Here is a 21,938-nt window from a genome sequence, read left to right on the forward strand (position 1 = left end):
AGGGGGAACCGACCGTCATGGATATGAAAGTGATTTTATTTACGATGGGAGCCGCTTTTCTGCTAGCGATTATATTGGGGCCGATCTGCATCCCCATACTGCGGCGTCTCAAGTTCGGCCAGCAAATACGCACAGACGGTCCGCAAGGGCATTTGAAAAAAGCGGGAACCCCCACCATGGGCGGCACGATCATCTTGCTCGCATTGTCGATCGCGTTTTTGCGGTTTTCCGATGGCACGGCCGATGCCGTCATCCTGCTGATAGCCTCGCTTGGATACGGATTGATAGGTTTTCTGGACGATTATATCAAGATTTTGTTCAAGCGCTCGCTCGGGCTGACGGCGAAACAGAAGCTTTTCGGACAGTTGTTTTTCTCCGGTGTCGTATGTTACCTTTTATATCGGAGCGGACACAGCACCGATTTGTCCGTCCCTTTCACCGATTATACGCTAGAGATCGGCTGGTGGCTGTACGTGCCGTTTGTCGTGATCATGATGCTGGGCATGTCCAACGCGGTGAATTTCACCGATGGCTTGGACGGTCTGCTAGCCGGTACGAGCGCCATCGCGTTCGGGACGTACACGATCATCGCGCTCGTCCACTCGGAGATGGAAGCGGCCGTTTTCTCGGCATCGATGGTAGGGGCCGTACTCGGCTTTCTCGTGTTCAATGCCCATCCGGCCAAAGTATTCATGGGAGATACCGGCTCGCTCGGCATCGGCGGCGGACTTGCGGCCGTAGCGATACTGACGAAATCGGAGCTGCTCATTCTCATAGTCGGCGCCGTCTTCGTCATCGAGATGTTGTCCGTCGTCATTCAGGTCGTTTCCTTCAAAACGCGCGGCAAACGCGTGTTCCGGATGAGTCCGATCCATCACCACTACGAGCTGGTCGGATGGTCGGAATGGCGTATCGTCGTCACGTTTTGGTTCGCCGGTCTCGTCTGTGCGGGATTGGCATTGTTTAATCTGTAAAGGTGGGATTGCGTAGCTATGAATCATCCCGAGTTTTACCGGGGCAAGGAAGTTGTCGTTCTGGGCCTTGCGAGAAGCGGAGTGGCGGTGGCGAAGCTGTTTCACGAATATGGCGCCGCCGTCACCGTAAACGATAAGAAAGACCGTACTTTATGCCCTGAGGCCGACGAATTGACGGCTCTGGGTATTTCTGTTCTTTGCGGCGGTCATCCGGAGACGCTCATTCATGCTGGCGTGGCGCTCGTCGTCAAAAATCCGGGCATTCCTTATTCGATCCCGCCCGTTCGGGACGCGGAGCGTCTCGGCATCGAAATCGTCACCGAGGTAGAGGTGGCGAACTATATATGCAAAGCGCCGATTATCGGAATAACCGGATCGAACGGCAAGACGACCACGACTACGTGGATCGGACGCATACTGGAGAATGCCGGACTTCATCCGATCATTGCCGGGAACATCGGCCGCGCTTTGTGCGAAGCCGCAGCAGAAGCGACCGGGACGAACCACATGGTCGTGGAGCTGAGCAGCTTTCAATTGAAGGGGACGGTGAACTTCCGGCCGCGCATTGCTTGTCTGTTGAATGTATGCGAGACTCATCTCGATTATCACGGCACGATGGAGGACTATATCGCCTCCAAGGCAAAGCTGTTTGCAAGCCAGCGGCAGGACGATGTGGCCGTACTGAATTGGGATGATCCGGAATGCCGGCGCATCGCCGGCACGGTGAAGGCGCAGCTCGTTCCTTTTTCGATGCGGGAGCGGCTGGAACGGGGCGTATATTTGGAGCCGCCGCTGCAGTCGCCCGACGAACCATTGACCGATGCGCATCACATCGTACATAAAGATGCCGCGGGGCGTGAAACGGTTGTGTTGCCTGCGAAGCAGCTCGGCATTCCCGGCAAGCATAATGCCGAGAACGCCATGGCTGCGGTAGCGGTCGCCCTCGCTGCCGGAGCGGACCTCGACTCGATCGTGCAAGCGCTGCGTACGTTTCGCGGCGTGGAGCATCGTCTCGAGTTTGTTCTCGAGCGGGACGGGATCGTCTACTACAACAATTCGAAAGCTACCAATTCGCTTGCCACGATGAAGGCGCTCGAGTCGTTCGGGCAGCCGATCGTGCTGATCGCGGGCGGGCAGGATCGCAAGTCGGAGTTCCAGGACCTGCTGCCTTATTTGGAACGGAACGTAAAAGCGGTCGTCTCCTTGGGCGAAACGCGGCATAAATTTGCCGGGCTGGCGGAGAAAGCGGGAATCAGCGCGGTCAAAACGGTCGATACTGGGAACAGTGCAGCCGAGACGCTGGACGAAGCGGTGCGCGCCGCAAGGGCGTTCGCCGAATCGGGCGACGTCGTGCTGCTCTCGCCGGCTTGCGCCAGCTGGGATATGTTCGAATCCTTTGAGATTCGGGGACGCATGTTTAAAGAGTCGGTGCATAAATTGTAGTAGAGGCTTGTTTACATCGACCGTTCGCCGGCGAAGGCTCCGGTTGCGGCATCGGTTTGCGTTTAAGGCATTCAGTGCGAAATATGGGAAACGGAATAATCAAGACCCAAGTTTCGCCATGGAAGCTTTGCGAGCAAACCGCAGCTGCAGCCGAGCCGCTGTCGGCGGCTCAGTCGCTGCGAACAAGCCCGGGAGCGGGAGGCAGCACAACGGATGCGTTCCGAGAGATTCGGACCGCTTGCCGCGAGGTTCGGTCATGTTGCGAGCGTTGCGGCCGTTGTGCAAGCTTCCCCGTCTATGGAGGTTATGCGGCGATGTCGAAGATGCGTTCGTTCCCCGATCCGTGGATACTGGTATCCACGCTGCTCATTTTATCGATCGGCGTTGTGATGGTGTACAGCGCCAGCGCGGTTCTCGCCTTTCATGAGCATGGCGACTACTATTACTATTTGAAACGGCAGCTCATTTTTGCGGTGCTGGGCATCGCGGCCATGTACGTGACGATGAACGTCGATTACTGGGTATGGAAAAAGTACGCCAAAGTCGGCCTGATCGTCTGCTTCGCGCTTCTTGTCATCGTGCTGATTCCCGGAATCGGAGTCGTGCGCGGCGGCGCCCGCAGCTGGCTCGGCATCGGCTCGCTCGGCATCCAGCCCTCGGAGTTCATGAAGCTCGGCATGATCGTGTTTCTCGCCAAGCTGCTCTCCGAGGAGCAGTCGAAAATAACCGGGTTTGCGAAAGGGCTGCTGCCGCCGTTAGGCATAATGGGATTCGCCTTCGGCATGATCATGCTCCAGCCCGATTTGGGGACAGGCGCCGTTTTGGTAGGCGCATCGCTCCTTATTATTTATACGGCTGGAGCCAGGATTTCCCATTTGACTTACTTGGGTCTGATCGGACTGGTCGGGTTTGTCGGTCTCATCGCCGCGGCGCCCTACCGGCTCAAACGGATAACCGCCTTTCTCGATCCGTGGCAAGATCCGCTGGGGGCGGGGTACCAGTCGATTCAATCGCTGTATGCGATAGGCCCAGGAGGCTTGGCCGGACTCGGTCTCGGCATGAGCCGGCAAAAGTACAGCTATTTGCCGGAGCCGCAAACCGACTTCATCTTCTCGATTATCGCCGAGGAGCTCGGCTTTATCGGCGGCGCTACCGTCCTGCTGCTGTTCGCCCTTCTCGTCTGGAGAGGGATGCGGACGGCAATTACGGCTCCCGACACGTTCGGCAGCCTGCTCGCGGTAGGCATCGTGGGGATGATCGCCGTACAGGTCGTCATTAACATCGGCGTCGTCATCGGCATGTTTCCCGTTACGGGCATTACGCTTCCGCTCATTAGTGCCGGCGGCTCGTCCTTGACGCTCATGCTGACCGCGATCGGCGTATTGCTGAATATTTCCCGCTATGCGAGGTGAATCACATTGAAATCGATCGTTTTCACCGGCGGCGGCTCGGCGGGGCATGTGACCCCGAATCTGGCGCTGATCGCCAGGCTGAAGGATCAAGGCTGGAGCGTCGATTACGTCGGTTCGGCCGATGGCATCGAGAGAAAAATTACCGAGGAAGCCGGGATCCGGTTTCATCCGATTTCTTCGGGAAAACTCCGCCGTTACTTTGATTTGCAAAACTTCAAAGACCCGTTCAAAGTGATAAAAGGCGTAGGCGACGCCTACCGGATCATACGCAAGCTGAAGCCGAACGCCGTCTTTTCCAAAGGCGGCTTCGTGTCCGTTCCGGTCGTTTTCGCCGCTTGGATGAATCGGGTGCCGGTTCTTATTCATGAATCGGACATGACACCGGGTCTGGCGAACAAGCTGTCGTTTCCGTTCGCCTCCAAAGTTTGCGTGACGTTTCCCGAGACGGTTCGCCAATTTTCCGGCGATAAAGCGGAATGCACAGGCCTGCCGATCCGGGATGAAATGCTGCGCGGCAGCGCAGCCAAAGGACTGAGCCTCTGCGATTTTCACAAGCAGAAGCCCGTGCTGTTCGTCATGGGAGGCAGTCTCGGCTCGAGGGTCATCAACGGTGCGGTACGCGGCGGTCTGGAACGGCTGCTGGAGCAATTTCAGATCGTGCATCTGTGCGGCAAAGGCAATCTCGATCCCTCTCTGTCCGCCGTTCGCGGGTACTGTCAATTCGAATACGTGACGACCGAGCTGCCGGACCTGCTGGCGATGGCCGACGTCGTCGTATCCCGCTCCGGGTCGACATCGATCTTCGAGTTTTTGTACATGCGCAAGCCGATGCTGCTCGTGCCGCTTTCGAAAAACGCTTCGCGCGGCGATCAAATTTTGAACGCCGAATCGTTTCGCTCCCAAGGGTATTGCGAAGTGCTTGAAGAGGAGCGGATGACCGCCGACATTCTTGCGGAGCAAGTATCTCGGCTATACGAACGTCGAGGGGAATACGTCGAACGGATGAAAGGCCATTCGAATCAGGACAGCATTACTAGCATTCTCGGGCTTATCGGTCAGGTTGCCGGGACCAAATAAAAGGGAAAAAATAGAAAATAGTAATAGAAGCGACCGATCGCCGCTTTCGCGTCAGGGCCGCAAGGAGATTTTGTCCGTCTAGGCGTTTGTCACACATCCCGCCCTCTTACATACTATACACTATAACCGTGACAGACACCGGGATACCGCGGAAAGCACCCTGCGGAAAAATGGCCGTTTTTCTCAAGTGTTCGGACTTATGCGTCCTCGCCAATCAGCGTCTGCAGGCGTCTGGCGTCGACGATTGTCCCCGATTTTCGTGAAGGAGGTTTCCCCATGCAACAGGTTATACAACAATTGCTTTCAGCCCGGGTGGGTAAGGTTCTGCTTGACGAGACGCTCGCCGAGTACACGACATGGAAAATTGGAGGTCCCGCCGACGTTCTGGTCATTCCTGACGGAACCCGCGAGCTGGCGGAAACGATCCGCATTTTGCATCGTCATGGACAGTCGTTCCAGACGATCGGCAGGGGCTCCAATATGCTCATTGCCGATAAGGGCGTGCGAGGCGTCGTTGTGCATTTGGGCAGAGGACTGAACTATATCCGGTTCGACGGCAATGTCGTGACGGCGGGAGGAGCGGTATCGCTCATTACGCTCTCCGTCAAGGCCGCGAAGGAAGGATTGACCGGGCTGGAGTTCGCCGGGGGCATCCCCGGCACAGTGGGGGGAGCCGTCTACATGAATGCGGGGGCTCACGGTTCGGATATGTCACGTATTCTCAAAGAAGCCGAGATTGTGCTGGAAACCGGAGAAACGGTACGCCTGCGGAATGACGAGATGGAGTTTGCTTACCGGCATTCTTGGCTGCACGGCCGCGCCGGAATCGTGACGGAAGCCGTGCTCGAGCTCGCGCACGGAGACCGGAAGGAAATCGCCGCGACGAATGCGACATACAAGGAGCGCCGGATTCAAACGCAACCGCTCACTTTGGCATGCGCCGGCAGTACGTTCCGCAACCCCGACGGTCATTATGCGGCGAAGCTGATCGAGGAAGCCGGCCTGAAAGGATTTCGCGTCGGCGGTGCGGAAGTATCCAAGCAGCATGCCAACTTCATCATCAACACGGGTGGCGCGAAAGCGGACGACGTCCTGCAATTGATGGACCATATTCAACGCACCGTCTATGAAACGTTCGGCATCACGCTCACGCCCGAAGTGCTGGTCGTAGGCGATCGATAAAGCGGTTATTCCGGTTCCCGGCTTGCAAGGCAGGCTTTCGGGAGGGTATAACATTGGAGAAGCTGGTTATCGAAGGCGGAAAACCATTGTCCGGCAACGTCCGGATTCATGGCGCCAAAAACGCGGCGCTGCCGGTCCTGGCGGCATGCATGATGGCGTCAGGCGTTCACCGGATCGGAAACGTGCCGGATTTGCTCGATATTCATGTCATGCTGGACATTTTGCGCGCGCTCGGCTGCAAAGCGGAGCTGAAGGACGACGTCGTGTCTCTGGAAACGTCAACGGCCCATTCGTCTCACGTGCCCGAGGAATTGATGACGCAAATGAGGTCCTCGATCTTCCTGATGGGACCGCTGTTGTCCAGATTCGGGCATGTGCAGGTGTACCAGCCGGGCGGCTGCGCTATCGGGGAACGCAAAATCGATTTGCATTTGAAGGGGCTCCAGGCGCTTGGAGCGACGATCGAAGAATCGGGCAACACGATAACGTGTCGCGCCGACCGGCTCGCAGGAGCCGATATAACGCTAGATTTCCCGAGCGTCGGAGCCACGGAGAACATCATGATGGCCGCGGCGCTGGCGGAAGGCGTCACGACGATTTCGAATGCGGCCCGCGAGCCCGAGATTCAAGATTTGCAAAACTTTTTGAATGCGATGGGCGCCAGGATGATAGGAGCCGGTACCGATACGATAACGATCGAGGGGGTCGACAGACTCGCTCCACGGGCATATCGGGTCATCCCGGACCGAATCGTGACGGGTACGCTAATGGTGGCCGCTGCCGTGACAAGAGGCAACGTGACGCTCGAGAACGTATGTCCGGCTCACCTGACATCGGTTATCCATGTCCTCAAGCGCGCGGGTGTTCAAATCGCGATCGACGATGATATAATGTTCGTAAGCTGTTCGTCGCGGCCGAAAGCCGTAGAGAGAATCATCACTTCGCCGCATCCGTCGTTCCCGACCGATCTGCAGGCGCAGATGATGGTGCTGCTGTCGCTCGCCGACGGAATTAGCGTCATGAAGGAAACGGTATTCGAAGGCAGATTCAAGCACGTCGACGAATTGACGCGCATGGGAGCCGACATCCGGGTAGATTTGAGCAGCGCATTTATTCGCGGAGTGTCGAGATTGTACGGGGCGACGGTCGAAGCGACCGATTTGCGCGCGGGAGCCGCGCTCGTCATCGCCGGTCTGGCCGCCAACGGCACGACCATTGTCGAGCAGGTCCATCATATCGATCGGGGCTATGACCGGATCGAGAACATGTTTGGCCGGTTGGGCGCCAAGATCGAGCGTTATAGCCCGGTCCGGCAGTTGAAAGTCCCTTAAACTACGAAAATAATCGGCCGAAAGTCCCCTTCTGACCTAGAAGGGGATGTACGGCGTTAACGATTTCGCGTCCCGCGATCGGAGGTTTTGGCTTTGCAGGAAAGGATGCCCGTACTCCGGGAGGAAAGAAAGAGAAGCCGCGGCAGCCGCAAGCTGCTTTTCTTCCTGCTGCTGCTTTTCGTAACGCTTCTGGCCGTCTTGTTTTTTCGATCATCCTTGAGTAAAATCGCGCAGATCGAAATAGCCGGAAACACGGCTTTAACGGCCGAGGAAATCGGACAAGCCTCCGGCATTTCCAACGGCCACAACTTTTTCGGTTTCCGCTCGGCCACGGTCGAACAGCGGGTCAAGCAGCTGCAGGCCGTAGAAAGCGTGGAAGTGCGCAAAAAGTTTCCCGGATCGATCCGTATTACGGTTCGGGAATATCCCCGCGTAGCGTTCCAGATCCGGCCGACGGGCGAGAAGGAAATGCTGCTCTCCAACGGCTTGGCGGTTCCCGTCACGGACAAAAACATCGTCGTGGACAAGCCGATCTTGTCGGGATGGGACGAAGGCAATACGTGGAAGCTGAAGCTTTGCGAGACGCTTCGCAAAATACCGGATAAGACGTTATCGGAAATTTCGGAGATCAAGCCTTCTCCGACCAAAACATACGAGGATAAAATCAAGATGTATACCCGTTCCCAATTCGAGGTGTATACGACGGTTACCTATTTGCCGGACAAAATTTTGTATCTCGAGGAAATGATCGAGCAAATGGCGGACAAGGAAGTCGACTCCGGCGTCTTCGAGCTGCTGGAAGCGAATACGCACATTCCTTTCGAGCAGTACTACGGAAAGCCGGACGCTCAGAAGAACGGGCAAAAAACGGATGCCAAGGATACCCAGAAAAAAGGAAATTGATTCGAAAGTTATGGGAAGGAGGCGAACTTGGGCCTCTTTTTTTGTTTTCGTTTCCGACGAATGCCGCTTCGTCGAGAGACGTCTCGGGACGGCGCTTTTCCAATTCCGGGACAGCCGCATGGGACTTGAATCCTATTAAAAAAAGCTACTCAATCTTTTTAAATAATGGTAGAATTGTAATTATGGGATCGTGCAAGCTTCCGGCGTTCCGTATCACGGCTGGCAATAATTTCAAGGGATAAAATACATAAAAAATTGTTTGAAAAAGAGGGAAACCATAAGCCGTGTGGAATATGTACAAAGGTGTTTTTTGCAAGTTCACCAATCAATATGAATTACTGGGAGGTGCCACGGCTTGAGCAGCAATGACATCATTGTGAGTCTGGACATCGGTACGTCCAAAGTGCGAGCGATTATCGGCGAATTGAACAATGGCGCCATTAATATAATCGGAGTCGGCTCTGCCGACTCGGAAGGCATTCGCAAGGGAGCCATCGTAGACATCGATCAAACGGTGCAGTCGATTCGGAACGCGATCGACCACGCCGAACGGATGGTAGGCATACAAATATCGGAAGTGTACGTCGGCATTGCCGGTAATCATATCGCATTACAGTCAAGCCACGGTGTGGTGGCCGTATCGAACGAGGACCGGGAAATCGGCGAAGAGGATATCGACCGCGTACTGCAGGCGTCCAGAGTGATCGCCCTTCCGCCGGAAAGGGAGATTATCGGCGTCGTACCGAAGCAGTATGTGGTTGACGGTCTGGAAGGCATTCAGGATCCAAGAGGCATGATAGGCGTGCGGCTGGAAGTGGAAGCGACGATCATCACCGGAGCCAAGACGTCGATACATAACCTTCTGCGCTGCGTCGAGAAGTCGGGAGTGCGCGTAACCGGCGTCGTTTTGATGTCTCTTGCCGCCGGCCAGCTGTGTCTGTCCAAGGACGAGAAAACGGTAGGGACCGTGCTGGTCGATATCGGCGCGGGCGCGATCACGATCGCCATATACGAAGAAAGCAGCTTGACCGCGACGTCGACGTTGCCGATCGGCGGGGAATACATTACCAACGACATTTCCATCGGCCTTCGTACTCAATTGGACATCGCCGAGAAGATCAAGCTCAAGTTCGGCTGCGCGATCGTGGACGATGCCGCGCCCGATCAGGTTTTCAAGGTGAACCGGATCGGCAGCAACGTCGACAAGCAGTTTTCCCAAGTAGATTTGGCCCAAATTATCGAACCCAGAGTCCAAGAAATTTTTCAATTGATCCGGTCCGAAGTGCAGCGGCTCGGCTTTACCGACATACCGGGCGGGTACGTGTTGACGGGCGGTGCCGTGTCGATGCCGGGCATGCTCGAAATCGCTCAGGCGGAGTTGGAAAATTCGGTACGCATGGCCGTTCCCGATTTTATCGGCGTTCGCGATCCTGCGTATACGAGCGGCGTCGGCATTATCCACTATGTATCCAAATTTGCACGCCAGCGCACCAGCACCGCGGTTAAAAAGCTTCCGATCCCGAACAAAAAGGCTTCGTCCAAAGAAAACAAGACAGGATTGTTCGAGCGGATCAAAAACTATTTGAGCGAATTCATTTAGGAGCTGTTAACGTATCGTTAGTGCGCAAACAGTTCCCTAGGCTCTCGCGACAAACGACACGAGCACTTGAGGGAGGATAATATTTGTATGTTTGAAATCGATGTGGAAATGGAATCGCTGGCCAAAATCAAAGTGATTGGCGTTGGCGGCGGCGGGAGCAACGCGGTAAATCGAATGATCGAATTCGGCCTGAAAGGCGTCGAGTTCATTACGGCAAATACAGATGCGCAAGCGCTGCAAACGGCAAAATCCGAGATTAAGCTGCAGCTCGGCGAGAAATTGACCCGGGGTCTCGGCGCGGGAGCGAATCCCGAAGTAGGCAAAAAAGCGGCCGAAGAATCCCGCGATTTGATTATTAATGCCCTCCGCGGGGCGGATATGGTATTCGTAACCGCAGGCATGGGCGGCGGCACGGGAACAGGAGCGGCGCCCGTGATCGCGGAAATCGCCAAAGAATGCGGAGCGCTGACCGTCGGCGTCGTTACGCGGCCATTCACGTTCGAGGGCCGCAAGCGCGCCGGACAAGCCGATCAAGGCATTATGGCGTTGAAAGAAAAAGTCGACACGCTGATCGTCATTCCGAATGACCGGCTGCTCGAAATTATCGATAAAAAGACGCCGATGCTCGAAGCGTTCCGCGAGGCGGACAACGTGCTTCGTCAAGGGGTTAAAGGGATTTCTGACCTGATCGCGGTTCCGGGCCTGATCAACCTCGATTTCGCCGACGTGAAGACGATCATGACCGAACGCGGTTCCGCGCTCATGGGCATCGGCGTTGCGACGGGTGAGAGCCGTGCGGCGGAGGCGGCCAAGAAAGCGATTATGAGCCCGCTTCTGGAAACGTCGATCGACGGCGCACGCGGCGTATTGATGAATATTACGGGCGGCGCGAACTTGAGCCTCTATGAAGTAAATGAGGCCGCGGACATTGTCGCCACCGCATCGGACCCCGAAGTAAATATGATTTTCGGTGCAGGCATCGACGATAAGCTGACCGACGAAATCGTCGTAACGGTTATCGCCACAGGCTTCGAGCACAAACCGTCTCCGGGTCAGGCTCAGCGTCGCACTCCTGGAGTTTCCGGCGAATCGGTGGACAAGTCGCAAGGCGTTCGTCCTTTCGGCAGCCAGCCTTCCGGCGACCAGCTCGACATACCTACGTTTTTGCGCAATCGCGGCAAAAATAATCCGACCGGCCGATAAAAACCAAATGTATACGATAAGCAACCCTCGAGTAGACGGGTTGCTTTTTTGTTGCCCGAAAAATGGTGAAAGGGTGCGCAAATACGGTAAAATATTCGCTAAAAAAAACGCTCCAGGGTGACAAGTTTAGACAGACTTTGAAATATGCTTACTATATACTTAAATCGATTTCACGAATCGAAACACGTTCGGGATCGCCGCAGCTTTACGGAGCGTACAGGCTTCTCCATGCTACGGTGTTTCGTCGTCGTCTTTCGCTTCGTCCCAAAGGCTGGGAGGAGAGCTCGTGGTCGTATATATGGATCTGATCTTCCTGGCCAATTTATTGATCGACGGAGCCATATTGTCCGTCACGGCACGTATTCGTCACATTCGTCCAAGTCCATGGCGCATAGGCGCCTCCGCCCTACTAGGCGCTTCCTACGTCATCCTGATGTTGGTGCCCTCCTTATCATTTATGTTTACCTTCGTCGTGAAATGCTTATTTTCGGCGGCGATGATCGCAATCGCTTTCGGGTTCGGCGGACTTCAGACGTTTTTGCGCAATTTGGGGACGTTTTACTTGATCAGCTTTGCCGTAGCGGGCGGAATGTTCGGTATCCATTACTTCATGCAATCGCCCGGCGAAGTGATGAACGGAATTCTTGTCACGAGGTCCGGCGGGCTGGCTTACCGGCTTCAAATCGGTTTTCTGTTTATTGTCCTGACTTTCGTGCCGCTGGTCTGGATGTTCAAAACGGTATTCGTAAGCGCGAAGCGCAGACGGGAGATGACCCAATATTTAGCCGAGGTGCGTATCCGCATCGACGATTACGAGGCGGTTTGCACCGGCTTGATCGATACGGGCAATCAGTTGTACGATCCGTTGACCCGAACGCCTGTCATGGTGGTCGAAGCCGCGCAGTGGAACGAGGTGCTGCCTGAATCGTGGCTGCACCGGATCCGGCAATGCGAAGTCGATCAGCTGGTGGCGGCTATCGGTACGGAAACGTTCATATGGCAGGATCGTCTCCGCCTTATTCCTTACCGGGGGGTGAATCGCGGAACGCAATTTATGCTGGCGCTTAAGCCCGACAAGGTGGTGATTGTCCATAACGAAACGGAGATCGTGAACCGAAAAGTGTTGGTCGGACTCGACGGCGGCAAGCTGTGCGCCGATGGATCGTACCAGGCGATCATCCATCCGACGCTCGTGCAGATGGAGGCGTGAGCGCCGAAAACTACGAGGACCCGCTTCGCTAAGCTCCAAAGGTAGTCTTCACTTTTGGGGGCGCAAATACGATGCCGGCTTTTCTCCGAAAAGCCTTCAGGAGGTAAACAAGATGCTACTCAAGTGGAAACTGATGGCTCATTTGCTCTACTACCGGCTTCTATTCCTGCTCGGTTTGAAAAGCGACGAAATCTATTACATCGGCGGCAGCGAAGCGTTGCCTCCGCCGCTCACGCGCGAAGAGGAAGAGTATTTGCTGGAGAAGCTGCCGTCGGGAGATACGGCTATTCGGGCGATGCTGATCGAACGCAACTTGCGGCTGGTCGTGTACATTGCCCGGAAATTCGAGAATACGGGCATCAACATCGAGGATTTGGTATCGATCGGGGCTATCGGATTAATAAAAGCGGTCAATACGTTCGATCCGGAAAAGAAGATCAAGCTGGCCACTTACGCCTCCCGCTGTATCGAGAACGAAATATTGATGTATTTGCGGCGCAACAGCAAGGTTCGTACGGAGGTGTCGTTCGACGAGCCGCTCAATATCGATTGGGACGGCAACGAGCTGCTGCTGTCGGACGTGCTCGGAACCGAAAACGATACGATTTACCGGAATATCGAAGAACAAGTGGACCGGAAGCTGCTGCATAAAGCGCTTGACAAGCTTTCGGAGCGGGAACGGATTATTATGGAGCTCAGGTTCGGCCTGCAGGACGGCGAAGAGAAGACGCAGAAGGATGTGGCCGACATGCTCGGCATTTCCCAATCGTACATATCCCGGCTGGAAAAGCGGATCATCAAGAGGCTGCGCAAGGAGTTCAATAAAATGGTGTAGAGAGAAGCGCGACACTGGCTTCTCTTTTTTCTCGCCGTGCCCTTACGCGCCGTGCACGTTTCAAAAGTTTATACGGGTTTTATCGAAACGGCCGGCTTTACGGAGAGTAAGCTGTAAGCGATTTCGGAGCGTTGAGCGGAACGGGCGTTCCCGTTCGGAGGCGCATAAAAAAAACTTCCAGGGAGATAATTAACAGTAATGTTTCTCCTTGGGAGGTATTCACGTTGACCCGAAACAAAGTCGAGATCTGTGGTGTTGATACTTCGAAACTGCCTGTTCTGTCCAACGCGGAAATGCGGGAATTGTTCGTACAACTTCAGACGAAAAACGAACGTGCAGCAAGAGAGAAATTGGTAAACGGCAATTTAAGACTCGTATTAAGCGTCATCCAGCGTTTCAACAACCGCGGCGAATTCGTTGACGATTTGTTTCAGGTAGGCTGTATCGGCCTCATGAAGGCGATCGACAATTTCGATTTGAGCCAGAACGTGAAGTTTTCGACCTACGCGGTGCCGATGATAATCGGAGAGATCAGACGCTATTTGCGCGACAACAATCCGATCCGTGTATCCCGTTCGCTCCGCGATATCGCTTATAAAGCACTGCAGATCCGCGACCAGCTTACGAACGCCAACTCGCGGGAGCCGACCGTTTACGAAATTTCCGAAGCGCTCAACGTGCCGAAGGAGGACGTCGTATTCGCATTGGATGCGATCCAGGATCCGGTCTCGTTATTCGAACCGATCTATCACGACGGCGGAGATCCGATATACGTCATGGATCAAATCAGCGACGATCGCAACAAGGACGTGTCGTGGATCGAGGGAATCGCGCTGCGGGAAGCGATGCGAAAACTGAACGACCGCGAGAAAATGATATTGTCCATGCGTTTTTTCGAAGGGAAAACACAAATGGAAGTGGCGGACGAGATCGGCATTTCACAAGCGCAAGTATCCCGGTTGGAGAAATCGGCGATATCGCAAATGCAAAAGCATGTGAAGACGTAATGGCATAACCGCGGCCTGTATCGGATGCGGTTCGATTGAAGAAAGCCGTTGAAGGAGACGAAATCAACGGCTTTTTTTGTATTTGCGGAAGAAAGAGGAAAATTACGGGCTTGTCAGCCGGATGAAGCAGGACATTTTGACGGAATGCGACATATAATGGAGTAGAGCGAATGAGCTCCCAACTTCTGAGACATGTGGTGATTCGCCTTGAAAATATCGGATTTCCAATCGAAAGACGTAATCAACATCGTCGACGGCAAAAAGCTGGGGCAAATTAGCGATTTGGAGCTCGATTTGCGCCAGGGCCGGATCGAATCGATCGTGGTGCCGAACCAGAGCAAGTTTTTCGGCATGTTCGGCGGGGGAACCGATGTGGTTATTCCTTGGAGGAATATCGTGAAGATCGGAATGGACGTCGTGCTGGTAAAGCTGGAGGACGCGAAAGCATACCGCGTCGAAGACGGGGATAGTTCCGTCGGCGATCAAAGATCGTCGTACCGGGCTTGAGCTCTCTCCCTAGGTCCGACCATTCGAAGACAGCCCCGTGGTGCCGATGCTTGGTGTGTCGGCACTTTTCGGCGGCCGGAGAACGTTATGGTATACTTGTATCCGAAAGGGGAGAGGACAAGCATGGAACCGTTTCGACTGACGAGTGTGCCGGGGCTGCCGGCCAGACTTCATATAGATCGATGGGAGCAAGCTTATCCAGGGCTGAGCGCGGGATTTACGACCCGGATAGGCGGAGCCAGCGTCGGCGATTATTCGTCGATGAATTGCGCGCTGCATATTCAGGACGACCCGGTTCACGTCGTGGAGAACCGGAGAAGGCTCGCGGCCGTGCTGAACGTTCCATTCGAAGCTTGGACGTGCGGGGAGCAGGTCCATGGCCGGAACGTGGCAATAGTGAAACGGGACGATCGCGGGAAAGGCCGGGTTTCGAGGGAGGACGCGATCCAGAATACCGATGCGCTCATTACGAACGAATCCGGCGTTTGGCTTTCTTCGTTTTATGCCGACTGCGTCCCCCTGTATTTCTTCGATCCGATCCGTCGCGTCGTCGGCTTGGCCCATGCCGGCTGGAAAGGGACGGTATTGCAAATCGCGAGAAGCACGGTGGAGGCCATGTCGGAAGCGTACGGAACCGAGGCTGCGGACGTAAGGGCGGCCATAGGACCTTCAATCGGATCCTGCTGCTACGAGGTCGACGGTATTGTGATCGAACGTATCGATGAATGCTTGACGGAGCTCGGCGCAAACTCGGAGGAACGCCGTAAAACGTACCGCCCGGGGGAAGAGCAGGGGAAATACATGCTCGGCTTGCAAGAATTGAATAGACAAATTATGATAAAAGCAGGAATAATGCCGATGCATATCGAAATATGTGGGATGTGCACCGGCTGCAGAACCGATTTGTTCTTCTCCCACCGGAAGGAGAACGGATCGACCGGCCGGATGGCGTCGTGGATCGGATTGGACCTGTAAGGTCCGGGCGTCCGGGCGCCGGTGCCGCTAACCCGTGCGCGATATTACCTTACCATCGTTAAGGACGACTGACGATGACGGAAAGGATTGGACAAGTTTGAGTATGCAGGAACGAATTCGCCAGGTCGAATCACGAATCGAGCAAGCTTGCTTGCGAAGCGGCCGGAAGCGCGAAGACGTGAATGTCATCGCGGTCACCAAATATGTATCGACGGAAACCGCCCGCACGGCCGTCGAGTGCGGCCTCGGACACGTCGGAGAGAACCGGTGGCAGGATGCGGAGGCCAAATGGGAAGCGATAGGGTCCGACGCCGTTTGGCATTTTATCGGACATTTGCAATCGAACAAAGTGAAGGATGTTGTCGGAAAGTTCGCATACATACACTCGCTTGACCGGCTTTCTCTGGCAAAGGAGCTGGATCGGCACGCCGCGAAGCTTGGCATTTCGGTCGACTGCTTCGTCCAGGTAAACGTATCCGGCGAGCAATCGAAGTATGGACTGCCGCCGGACGAGCTTGTGCCGTTCGCGGAAAAACTGGCCGACTATCCGCGTATTCGGATAGTCGGGCTAATGACCATGGCGCCGTACGAAGCGGAAGCGGAAGCGACCAGACCGGTGTTCCATGGACTCCGGGAATTGCGGGACAAGCTCAATGAGGCGGGTGTGCTGGGTTATTCCGTCGAGCATCTGTCGATGGGCATGTCGGGCGATTTCGAAGTAGCGATCGAGGAAGGGGCCACCTGGGTCCGACTCGGTACGGTGCTGGTCGGCAAGGAAGGCTAAACGGCAATATAAGGAACGGACTTCATGATTCATTAGTACGACTTATATCGTGTGCCCTTAGGCAAAGATCATGCTCCGAAAGCGGTGCGGCGGAATTACCGGTACGACTGGAATCGACCATGAAGGAGGATATCGTGATGGGAGTTATGAACCGTTTTTTGAACTTTGTCGGCTTGCAGGATGAAGAAGAAATAGTGGAGCGCGACACTCGCCCGATGGAAGAAGCCGAAGATCATGAAACCGTTTCGGCCGACGCGCGTAAATCTAATAAGGGAAACATCGTCAGCATTCATTCCCAGCGCAACGTCAGGGTTGTTTTGAATGAACCCCGCTCGTACGAAGAAACGCAGGAGATCGCCGACCATCTGCGCTCGCGGAGGCCGGTTGTGGTCAACCTGCAGCGTGTGCGGACCGAGCAGGCGATCCGTATCGTCGACTTTTTGAGCGGCACCGTCTATGCCTTGAACGGAGGGATTACGAAGATCGGGCCGAACATATTTCTGTGCACGCCCGACTCGGTGGAAATTCAAGGAGCAATCTCGGAAATGATGCATGACCAAGACGAATTTAATCGATAGAGGTGAATAAGTATTGAGTCCGGCAACGATCGATTCCATTCTAGGGTATATCGGACAGTTGGGAACAGTCTATACGTACCTGGTAATCGCGTATGTGCTACTTTCCTGGCTGCCAAACGCCCGCGACAGCTTTATCGGCGAAATATTGGGTAAGCTCGTCGAGCCTTATTTATCGCTGTTTCGCCGGTTTATTCCGCCAATCGGCGGGATGATCGACATTTCACCGATCGTAGCCTTGATCGCGCTTCGTTTCGTCATCTACGGTCTGCAGACCGTGATCGCATACGTGCTCAGCGCATTCGGGTGATTCGAAGTGGCGACGGATCTGTATTCGCACTTTCACCCCGACGAGCACCGGTTTGTCGATAAAGCGCAAGAATGGATCGTGCGCGCCGCTTTGAATCATGCGGTCAAACAAACCGATTTTTTGGATCCGCGGCAAGCGTTCATCGTACAATCTCTCGCCAATCGTCATGGAGATGTCAACCTTCGGTTCGAAGGGGGATACGGGCAGGCCGAGCGCAAACGCGCGATTATCGCACCGCCATACCGGGAAATCGGTGCGGACGAGGCGGATATCGGCCTGCTTTCCGTTACTTCCGACGATTCCAGATTTTCACAGCTCGACCACGGCGACTTTCTCGGGTCGCTGCTCGGAGTCGGGATCAAACGAGAGAAGATCGGCGATATCCATGTCGGGGACGGCTGCTGTCATTGCTTGATCGCGAGCGAAATAATCGACTATGTCCATCTGAACCTGCAACAGGTTCACCGGGTGCACGTACTTACGGAGACGCTTCCGCTCGACCGTCTGCAAGCGGTGAACCAGACGTTGGAAGAATTGAATTTATCCGTGGCGTCGCTTCGCCTTGACGGGATCGTCAGCGACGTATACCGGCTTAGCCGGGCCAAGGTGCTTCAGCCGATCAAATCCGGCCGCTGCAAAGTAAACTGGAAGCCCGAGGAGGATCCATCCAAGCCCTTGAAGGAAGGGGATGTCGTATCCTTTCAAGGCTTCGGCCGGTTTAGACTGATCGAGGTGGAAGGCGAAACGAAAAAAGGAAGAATCCGGCTCAAAGTTGGCAAATTCGTGTAAGACGTTGCAGGAATTTCGTCGTTCCCGTCGAAAGTTGTATATCGGGGGTTCTGTAACGATATTTCGCCGTCATTACACACAGGAGGTGCTCCAATGCCCTTAACGCCATTGGACATACATAACAAGGAATTCGGTCGGCGTCTTCGCGGATACGATGAAGACGATGTCAACGAGTTTCTCGATCAGATTATTAAAGATTACGAACTGTATATTCGTGAAAATAAGGAGCTTCAAAGCCAGGTTGCGTCGCTTCAGGAGAGACTCGATCATTTCGCCAACATCGAGGAGACGCTGAGCAAGACGATTATCGTGGCTCAGGAGGCGGCGGACGAGGTGCGCAACAACTCGAAGAAAGAGGCGCAGCTTATCGTGAAGGAAGCGGAGAAAAACGCGGACCGGATCATTAACGAGTCGCTTTCGAAATCCCGCAAAATCGCCCTCGAGATCGAGGAGCTGAAGAAGCAGGCCTCGATTTACCGTACCCGGTTCAAGACGCTTGTCGAAGCGCAGCTTGAATTGCTCGGCACCGATCAGTGGGATTCGCTCGAAGTGAAAGAAAACCAAGCATAACCGGTCGAATTACGCGAATATAGGTTGGATGCAGTCGCGAGCCCGTTTCGCGGTTGACACAGTCTGGTCCGTTCGGCTATACTGTTGTATAACAGACCGCTGAATGGCGGTTGTTTTTCTTCTTGGCCCTTTAACGATAACGTCATGTAGAAGAATACGATGATAGCGATGACCGGGACAAGTACATTCGGGTACGAGGAAACAGCGAGTCGGGGAGCGGTGCGAGCCCGATATCCGCGCCGGATCGAACATCACCCGAGAGCGTCTCTCGAAAGCGCGGCGGCTAAGGCGGCCGTCCAGTAAAGAGAACGGGAGATCCCGTTACAGATCATACGAGTGAGCGCAACCGCTTCCGGCAGTACGGCTGTACGGATCCGATAACGCTTATGAGGGTGGTACCGCGAGAACAGCTTCTCGTCCCTTTGTGGACGAGAAGCTTTTTTATTTTACCAATCCCAAAATCGCCGAAGGAGAGATCAAAATGGATTACGGCAAAACGTTGAATTTGCTGCAAACCGATTTTCCGATGAGAGGCAATTTGCCGCAGGCGGAGCCGAATATGCAAAAATGGTGGGACGAGATCGATTTGTACGGCAAAGTCAGGGAAAGCCGGCAAGGTCGACCGAAGTTTATTTTGCACGACGGCCCGCCCTATGCCAACGGAGACATTCATATCGGGCATGCGCTTAACAAAGTATTGAAAGATTTTATCGTCCGCTATAAATCGATGCGAGGCTTCGACGCTCCGTACGTCCCGGGCTGGGACACGCACGGACTGCCGATCGAGCAGGCTATCGCCAACAGCGGCAAAGTCGACCGCAAAAAGATGAGCGTGCTGGAATTCCGCGACTATTGCAAGCAATATGCGCTCGATTGGGTGGAGAAGCAGAAGGGACAATTCAGGCGGCTAGGCATACTCGGCGACTGGGACGATCCTTACATTACGCTGCACCCGCAGTATGAGGCGCAGCAAATCCGCGTGTTCGGCGAGATGGTCAAGAAAGGGTATATATACAAGGGACTGAAGCCGGTTTACTGGTCCCCGTCGTCGGAGAGCGCTCTGGCGGAGGCGGAGATCGAATACCGGGAGAAAACGTCCGCATCGATCTATGTGGCGTTTCCGGTCCAAAATGGCAAAGGCAAGCTGCCCGACGGCAGCTCCATCCTGATTTGGACGACGACGCCTTGGACGCTGCCGGCCAACTTGGGCATCAGCGTTCATCCGGATTTCGAATATGCGCTGGTTGAGGCGGACGGAAAGTCGGTATTGGTTGCCGAAGGATTGCTTGATGCCGTCTCGAAGGAAATCGGCTGGCGCAATGTTTCCAAGAAGGCTTCGTTCAAAGGCGCCGAGCTGGAATATATAACTTGCAGCCATCCGTTCTATGATCGGGATTCCGTCGTAATTTTAGGCGAGCACGTAACGTTGGATGCCGGTACGGGCTGCGTTCATACGGCTCCGGGACACGGCGAGGACGACTTTGCCGTTGGCCAGAAGTACAATCTGGGCGTTCTGTGCCCCGTCGACGACCAAGGCTGCATGACGAGCGAAGCGCCGGGCTTTGAAGGGATTTTCTATGACAAAGCGAACAAGCTGATCACCGAGAAGCTGGAGCAGTCCGGCCATCTGCTCAAGCTGAGCTTCATCCAGCACCAGTATGCGCACGATTGGCGTACGAAGAAGCCGGTCATTTACCGGGCTACGGAGCAATGGTTCGCCTCGGTAGACAAATTCCGCCAATCGATGCTGGATGAAATCAAAACGATCGACTGGACGCCGGAATGGGGCGAAATTCGTCTGCATAATATGATTGCAGACCGAGGAGACTGGTGTATATCCCGGCAGCGGGTATGGGGAGTCCCGATTCCGATCGTATATTGCCGCAGCTGCAGCCATCCGCTTGTAAACGATGCGACGATCGAGAAAGTCGCCGGCATGTTCGAAACGGAAGGCTTCGACGCCTGGTTTGCGAAAGAGGCGCACGAGCTTCTGCCGGAAGGAACGGTTTGTCCGCAATGCGGCCATGGCGAATTCCGCAAGGAAACCGACATTATGGACGTATGGTTCGATTCCGGCTCCAGTCACGCGGCCGTATTGGAAACCCGGCAGGAGCTGCAATGGCCGGCGGACCTTTACCTGGAAGGCTCGGACCAGTATCGCGGCTGGTATAATTCCTCGCTCATTACCGGGGTTGCCGTAAGGGGCCGGTCGCCGTACAAAGGCATTTTGAGCCATGGCTTCACCTTGGACGGGGAAGGACGCAAAATGTCCAAATCGCTTGGCAACACGGTCGATCCCAATCAGGTATGCGGCAGGCTGGGAGCCGACATATTGAGAATGTGGGTCGCGTCCGTCGACTATCAGTCCGACGTGCGCATTTCCGACAACATCTTGACGCAAATTACCGAGGTATACCGCAAAATACGAAACACGCTTCGTTTCCTACTGGGAAACTTGACCGGTTACGATCCGCTTGCCGACCGCGTGTCGAGCGACCGGATGAACGAGCTCGACCGATTCGCGCTAATCAGGCTGAATCGTATGACGGAAAAAGTGCTGAAGGCTTACGAGCGATATGAATTCCATTTGGTGTACCAGGCGGTTCATCATTTCTGCGCGGTCGAGATGAGCGCGTTCTATCTCGACATCGTCAAGGACCGGCTATATGCCAGCGCTCCGAACGATGTTGGCCGCAAAGCTTGCCAGACGGTATTATACGAGGCGCTTACGGTCATAACTAAATTGATGGCGCCGATTTTGCCGCATACGGCGGACGAGGTGTGGAAATATACGCCGGCGGCCGGCGCGATAAGCGTCCAACTGACCGAAATGCCCGAGGCGGATACATCCCTGTTCGACGAGGCGTTGGAGCGCAAGTGGGGACGGTTCACGGTGGTGCGGGATGAAGTGCTGAAGGCGCTTGAAGCGGCGAGAAAAGACAAAGTGATCGGCAACTCGCTCGGAGCCAGTCTCCGTCTGTACCCGGAAGCGGAAACGGCCAAGCTGCTTGGCGAATTCGACGATTTGGACCATTTGTTCATCGTTTCCGCGGTAGCGGTCGCGGAACCGGGAGAAGCGATTCCCGAAACGGCAATGAGACTGAAAGGCTTGTCTGTATCGGTCGAAGTGGCGGAAGGGGAAAAATGCGAGAGGTGTTGGATCGTAACGCCTGAAGTCGGTCAAGATGAGAACCGTCCTACGCTATGCGCCCGCTGTGCTTCGGTCATATAATCGAACGTCAGGCAGCCAT

General features: G+C 54.9%; 20 protein-coding genes and 1 other annotated feature. All 20 genes read left to right on the top strand.

From position 1 onward, the window contains the following. Positions 1–17: 17 nt before the first annotated feature. Positions 18–974 (top strand): phospho-N-acetylmuramoyl-pentapeptide-transferase, encoded by a 957-nt coding sequence (gene mraY / locus FE784_RS10195; protein ID WP_139602096.1) that lies wholly within the window; start codon positions 18–20, stop codon positions 972–974. A gap of 18 nt (positions 975–992) precedes the next feature. Then, on the top strand, positions 993–2,417 hold the full coding sequence (murD, locus tag FE784_RS10200) for a UDP-N-acetylmuramoyl-L-alanine--D-glutamate ligase (protein ID WP_139602097.1): 1,425 nt from the start codon (positions 993–995) through the stop codon (positions 2,415–2,417). A 314-nt stretch (positions 2,418–2,731) separates the two neighbouring features. Continuing rightward, the gene (gene spoVE / locus FE784_RS10205) at positions 2,732–3,829 is read left to right on the top strand and encodes a stage V sporulation protein E (RefSeq protein ID WP_139602098.1); all 1,098 of its coding nucleotides are present in this window, start codon (positions 2,732–2,734) and stop codon (positions 3,827–3,829) included. Positions 3,830–3,835: 6 nt separating this feature from the next. Next, complete coding sequence (locus tag FE784_RS10210) at positions 3,836–4,906, top strand: undecaprenyldiphospho-muramoylpentapeptide beta-N-acetylglucosaminyltransferase (protein ID WP_139602099.1); 1,071 nt, start codon at positions 3,836–3,838, stop codon at positions 4,904–4,906. 276 nt (positions 4,907–5,182) lie between these two features. Further along, complete coding sequence (gene murB / locus FE784_RS10215) at positions 5,183–6,088, top strand: UDP-N-acetylmuramate dehydrogenase (protein WP_139602100.1); 906 nt, start codon at positions 5,183–5,185, stop codon at positions 6,086–6,088. Positions 6,089–6,141: 53 nt separating this feature from the next. Beyond that, the gene (murA, locus tag FE784_RS10220) at positions 6,142–7,419 is read left to right on the top strand and encodes a UDP-N-acetylglucosamine 1-carboxyvinyltransferase (protein ID WP_139602101.1); all 1,278 of its coding nucleotides are present in this window, start codon (positions 6,142–6,144) and stop codon (positions 7,417–7,419) included. Positions 7,420–7,512: 93 nt separating this feature from the next. Further along, the gene (locus FE784_RS10225) at positions 7,513–8,322 is read left to right on the top strand and encodes a cell division protein FtsQ/DivIB (protein ID WP_246131973.1); all 810 of its coding nucleotides are present in this window, start codon (positions 7,513–7,515) and stop codon (positions 8,320–8,322) included. A gap of 355 nt (positions 8,323–8,677) precedes the next feature. Next, entirely contained in the window at positions 8,678–9,922 is a 1,245-nt protein-coding gene (ftsA, locus tag FE784_RS10230) for a cell division protein FtsA (RefSeq protein ID WP_139602102.1), read from the top strand. 87 nt (positions 9,923–10,009) lie between these two features. Beyond that, a complete protein-coding gene (ftsZ, locus tag FE784_RS10235; RefSeq protein WP_139602103.1) occupies positions 10,010–11,125 on the top strand; it encodes a cell division protein FtsZ in 1,116 nt (371 codons plus the stop codon). Positions 11,126–11,411: 286 nt separating this feature from the next. Further along, positions 11,412–12,335 carry a sigma-E processing peptidase SpoIIGA gene (gene spoIIGA, locus FE784_RS10240; protein ID WP_139602104.1) on the top strand — a complete coding sequence of 308 codons (924 nt, stop codon included), beginning with the start codon at positions 11,412–11,414 and terminating at the stop codon, positions 12,333–12,335. Positions 12,336–12,447: 112 nt separating this feature from the next. Then, positions 12,448–13,170: an RNA polymerase sporulation sigma factor SigE gene (gene sigE, locus FE784_RS10245; protein ID WP_139602105.1), complete on the top strand. Its 723-nt coding sequence runs from the start codon at positions 12,448–12,450 to the stop codon at positions 13,168–13,170. A gap of 224 nt (positions 13,171–13,394) precedes the next feature. After that, complete coding sequence (gene sigG, locus FE784_RS10250) at positions 13,395–14,177, top strand: RNA polymerase sporulation sigma factor SigG (protein ID WP_139602106.1); 783 nt, start codon at positions 13,395–13,397, stop codon at positions 14,175–14,177. A 207-nt stretch (positions 14,178–14,384) separates the two neighbouring features. Further along, a complete protein-coding gene (locus FE784_RS10255) occupies positions 14,385–14,684 on the top strand; it encodes a YlmC/YmxH family sporulation protein (RefSeq protein ID WP_139602107.1) in 300 nt (99 codons plus the stop codon). A 123-nt stretch (positions 14,685–14,807) separates the two neighbouring features. Beyond that, complete coding sequence (pgeF, locus tag FE784_RS10260; RefSeq protein WP_139602108.1) at positions 14,808–15,659, top strand: peptidoglycan editing factor PgeF; 852 nt, start codon at positions 14,808–14,810, stop codon at positions 15,657–15,659. A gap of 97 nt (positions 15,660–15,756) precedes the next feature. After that, positions 15,757–16,443, top strand: a complete 687-nt coding sequence (locus FE784_RS10265) for a YggS family pyridoxal phosphate-dependent enzyme (protein WP_139602109.1) — start codon at positions 15,757–15,759, stop codon at positions 16,441–16,443. 137 nt (positions 16,444–16,580) lie between these two features. Next, the gene (locus tag FE784_RS10270; RefSeq protein ID WP_139602110.1) at positions 16,581–17,021 is read left to right on the top strand and encodes a cell division protein SepF; all 441 of its coding nucleotides are present in this window, start codon (positions 16,581–16,583) and stop codon (positions 17,019–17,021) included. A gap of 13 nt (positions 17,022–17,034) precedes the next feature. Beyond that, positions 17,035–17,328: a YggT family protein gene (locus FE784_RS10275; protein WP_246131974.1), complete on the top strand. Its 294-nt coding sequence runs from the start codon at positions 17,035–17,037 to the stop codon at positions 17,326–17,328. A gap of 6 nt (positions 17,329–17,334) precedes the next feature. Then, positions 17,335–18,117: a YlmH family RNA-binding protein gene (locus tag FE784_RS10280; protein WP_139602111.1), complete on the top strand. Its 783-nt coding sequence runs from the start codon at positions 17,335–17,337 to the stop codon at positions 18,115–18,117. A 93-nt stretch (positions 18,118–18,210) separates the two neighbouring features. Continuing rightward, positions 18,211–18,687, top strand: a complete 477-nt coding sequence (locus FE784_RS10285; protein WP_139602112.1) for a DivIVA domain-containing protein — start codon at positions 18,211–18,213, stop codon at positions 18,685–18,687. 159 nt (positions 18,688–18,846) lie between these two features. Next, positions 18,847–19,112: a binding site (T-box leader), on the top strand. Positions 19,113–19,168: 56 nt separating this feature from the next. Beyond that, positions 19,169–21,919, top strand: coding sequence for an isoleucine--tRNA ligase (gene ileS / locus FE784_RS10290; protein WP_139602113.1), 2,751 nt, complete (start codon positions 19,169–19,171; stop codon positions 21,917–21,919). Positions 21,920–21,938: the final 19 nt, after the last annotated feature.

It is taken from the genome of Paenibacillus hemerocallicola (genome assembly GCF_006265175.1).
Lineage (GTDB): Bacteria > Bacillota > Bacilli > Paenibacillales > NBRC-103111 > Paenibacillus_AB > Paenibacillus_AB hemerocallicola.